This is a genomic window from Chryseobacterium piscicola (assembly GCF_900156685.1).
Lineage (GTDB): Bacteria > Bacteroidota > Bacteroidia > Flavobacteriales > Weeksellaceae > Chryseobacterium > Chryseobacterium piscicola.
Genome location: NZ_FTOJ01000023.1, coordinates 1 through 4,260, shown reverse-complemented (window position 1 = coordinate 4,260; position 4,260 = coordinate 1). Strand labels below are relative to the sequence as shown.

Below are 4,260 nucleotides of genomic sequence, written 5' to 3'. Positions count from 1 at the left end.
CATGATGGTTTATGTGGCAGGTGTATCGCCTACTTTCTATAAGCGTCTGGCTGTATTTAACGGAAGCAAATGGAGCTTCTGGAAACCGGAATAAAGTTTTATACCTAATTGTAAACCATCCCGAAATTTATTTTTGGGATGGTTTTTTTTTGTTATTATTTTGAGAAATACCCTTCGTGAATTAAAGTTGTAATTTATTATTAAAACTTAACATAATATTTTAAAAAAAAAATTTACTTTTGTCTCGATCAGATTTGTAATTAAAATTATTCTTACAGATTTTATAAACTTTGCCATTTGAAAAAAGAATTACTTTTTAAAAGTTTTGAAACATTGCAAGTGAAGGCGCACGTTAAGTCGCGTTTATTTGCGGTACTCATTATTTCTTTTTTTTTGCAAATTCATTTGTTTGGAGCGGCTATAAAAATTACTCCTAAGGAAGGAAGCGTAGGACTCATCAATATGATGGGTTCAGCAGAAGACCTTTCTGATCCAGCTGATCTGGTGAAGACGATTGTTTATGACAGCACTCGTCAATCTGCGAATACTTTTGCAATAAAGGCTAGAACGCAATTACAAGAAAATCCCACCAAAATTATTCCTTCAGACAAGGTTTCACAAGAATCTCCAAATCATCTGGAAGAGAAAGATAAAACGATTTTTGTTACGGGAGGAACTACAGTAATCGGTTTAGATAAAATCTACAAGGTGAAAATTGTTCTTGAAACAAGAAAACCCGAACCAACAGAGTTTTCAAAAACTTCTTTCTCAGAACAGACTAACAAAACGTTATCTGAAAAAAAAGCCGATAAAAAATTAGCCCGAATAGTAAAAAAGATTCAGGAAAAGACAAAATATCATTTTTCGGTTTCTTCTGGCGGTGAATCTGGGATTACAGGAAGATTAGATAAAACTAAAAAAGCAGTTGTATTTACAGCTAATGTAGTACAAAAACATGCTCTTGCTTCAACTTATAATCAAGTGATTCTTAAGATTGAAAGCCAATTACAGAAGCAAAAATTCTATACCTCACTTTCTTATTTGCAATTTGGCAAATTCAGAAGTTCTTCACTTCGGGGGCCACCATATGCTGCATAATGATGTTTCAGTTGAATAAGAATGTTTAAATGAAGTTTATTAAGAAATTTGATGAGCAGTTCCTTTCAAGTAAGGAATAAATATAAAATTTTAGATGAGGTGTTTTGATATCTACGTAAAATTCTATTTAGCAATACATATATACCAATCATGGTAACAAAGCTACCATTGAATCAAACTATTTAAAATTATTTATAATCACAGATTATATTTGTTTTAAAAATGTATTTGATTTCAGTAATCGTTATTTTTTTATTAAAACTTTCAAGTTCTATAATTAATTTTTTTTGACAAGTATTAGTCGGTCAATTTTTTATTCTTTCAATTGCATTTTCAGTTATTCGTTATCTGATTTTTATTGAATCATAAATATTTAGCCTGCCAAAGTATCTTATCGACTTTTAAAGTATTTTAACGAATATTTTAAATATTAAAATTCGGAATCAATTGTGTTCCTATTTTAGTGCTATTTTATTTACTATGCACGCGCAGTAAGTGAGTATGTTTTAGCATTACAGTGATTTTTTTAATAAATAAATTGTAAAAAAACAACTATTGCTTTTGTTTTTTTTACAAATAATACAGCATTTAAAATGCTATAATTTTAATAATAATGAATAATAAAACCATAAAAAGTATGCGAAATTTTACTTTTATGAAAGCAAGAGGTAAAAGGTTAGTTCTTATTTTATTTTTTGCTTTAATGTCGTTAAATGTTTTTGCAGAAGGAACGCCTACGGTGTCTCCTAATCCAGCAAATATTACAGCGCTTTTAAGTGCGCCAGATTTATCGTCAGGTCCTTATTTTAATGCGCCAGAGGACAACCGTGTAAAGTTTACAATTACCGACAACGCTACTCAAAATCTTTATTTTGGTTTCGATTTTCGTAATTATGGTGCAGGAACACCACTAAGGGCAGGAGATGTCTATTGGAGAATCAGACGTTCTTCAGATTTGGCAGTAGTTGCAGGTCCTACATTGTGGAATTCAACTGTGGGTTCTGCAGGTAGTATCGATACTCATGCACAAGCTTTGGCTGGTCCAAACATTGCAGGGTCTCTTCCTACGGGTTATGTGCCAATTGTTTTCGATCCAACACAAAATGGAGAGTATTTTATTGAAATATATCGTAGTAATGATGCAGGTGTCACAGCAAGAACCGCAGCGGCTGATAGAGCCAATGCGGCTTTATTTGACCTTACAGTAGCAAATAATTTTGCGCCTTACACGAAATTTAATGGTCGTGTTAATTCAGACAAATGGGGATTTGTTGCTCTTTCTGCTACTTATGGAATCTTAGCAACTGCAAATGCTGAACCCGTTTTGTTTGGTTACACAAACGATCAAACAATTGTTAAATTAGATTTTGAAGCAGGTTTCCAACCAATCGCATTTAGTGTGGCTCTAAATAGTTATGGGGTTTCAAACGTCGGTTCATGGTTAGTCACAAGAAGATCTAGGAATGATGCGACAGCTCCGACTTTAGCAAATGGTTACAAGGTCTTTTTAAATTCACCTGATGCAACCTTGTATCCAGTTGCTCCTATACCAACAAATCCTACTTTTCTATCTCCTGCGGTTACGGGTTGTGGCCCATTTACAATTCGTTATAATGTGTCGGAACCAGGAGATGTAAAATTATTATTAAACTTGAATGGAGTTCCTGGGTATCAACCAGCCTCAGCTGATAGAATTTTAGAAGCGATTGATGTTCTTGCAGGTAATAATACAATTGCTTGGGACGGTTTAGATGGTTTAGGTGCTTCAGTTGCATCTGGCACAAATGTAAATTTAGCACTTACATTCCTGAAAGGAAGATTTAACTTACCATTATATGATGCAGAGTTGAATTTAAATGGTATTAGAGTTAGTGTTGTAGCTCCAATTGCTATTGCAAATGCTCAAATGTACTGGGATGACACCCTGGTTGCCAGTACCGGAGGTGTGTGTGATGCGACTGCAACAGGACAAGCTCAAAATATTACTGGTCCAGGAATTAATAATTCTATTGCAGGAACTCCAGCTCCGGCACACGCTTGGAGTGGGGATGGGAATCCTACTCAGTCTATTCCTGCACCAAATGTTGCCTCGAATAACACCGATGGTTTACAATGTTCAGATTTCGGAAATTCAAGAACTATCAATACTTGGGGTTGGGGTTATACTTCTTCTGCAACAAATTTAAATATTATTTTAGGATGTGCCGATTTAAGTGTTAATAAAGCAGCTAGCAGTGGAAACGCTATTGTTGGCGCAAATGTTACCTTCACTATTACTGCTTCAAATGCTGGTCCAGCACCAAGTAACCCAACAGTAGTTAACGATCAATTACCAACAGGATACACCTACCAAAGTGATAACTCTGGAGGCAATTACGATACTATATCTGGAGATTGGACAATAGGTGCCTTAGCTAGTGGAGCTAGTACTTCAATTCAAATTGTTGCTTTAGTAAATGCTACAGGCGTTTACACCAATACGGCAACAATTTCAGGAAGTCAAGAAGATCCTAATTTACTAAATAATACTTCTTCAGTAACACAAAACCTGGTCTGCTACAACGATCCCAATACAACCACGGTAGGCGCAGATACTAAACACGGAATCACGCTATTGAGAAGAGCAGGTGCTATACCTCAACCTAATAACTGGCCAATGGTGAGAAAATCTGCTTTCACTGCATTGGAAGCCAATACGAAAGGTTTTGTGATTACCAGAATGACTACTGCAGAGATCGATGCACTTACCGCTCAAAGTGGAATGATGGTTTATGATACCGATTTAAAATGTTTAAAATTATATGACGGGACTGCGTGGAGCTGTTTCAACACACCAACCTGTCCTTAATCAAAACCAAAAACCGGTCGGTTGATAAAAAAATAATTTTCTTAACCGATCAGGATTTTTATAATTTAAATTTAAAATAAAATGAAAAAAGTAATATTCACCCTATCTATAGCAAGTTTTTCTTTTGCAAATGCACAAGTCATCATAGGTGATGCAGTAGGTACTGCCGCTAATAAAACATCGGTTCTTCTGGAGTTTGCTGCAAATCAAAACAAGGGTATTATAGTTCCCTATGTTAGAACCTTACCTACGGGAAATGCGTTGGTAGGAGGTTCCATTATTTTAGATGCCACTACCGCAACAGCAGCAAGAAT

At 35.1% G+C, this 4,260-nt stretch carries 2 protein-coding genes and 1 pseudogene; all 3 read left to right on the top strand.

What is annotated here, in order from left to right; all coding sequences use genetic code 11:
- The first annotated feature begins 297 nt into the window (after nt 1-297).
- Nucleotides 298-1,098: a hypothetical protein gene (locus BW939_RS15620; protein WP_076452931.1), complete on the top strand. Its 801-nt coding sequence runs from the start codon at nt 298-300 to the stop codon at nt 1,096-1,098.
- 637 nt (nt 1,099-1,735) lie between these two features.
- Nucleotides 1,736-3,946, top strand: coding sequence for a DUF11 domain-containing protein (locus BW939_RS15615; protein WP_159439288.1), 2,211 nt, complete (start codon nt 1,736-1,738; stop codon nt 3,944-3,946).
- Between the two features lie 81 nt (nt 3,947-4,027).
- A pseudogene (locus BW939_RS15610) lies at nt 4,028-4,260 on the top strand (hypothetical protein); the annotation flags it as partial.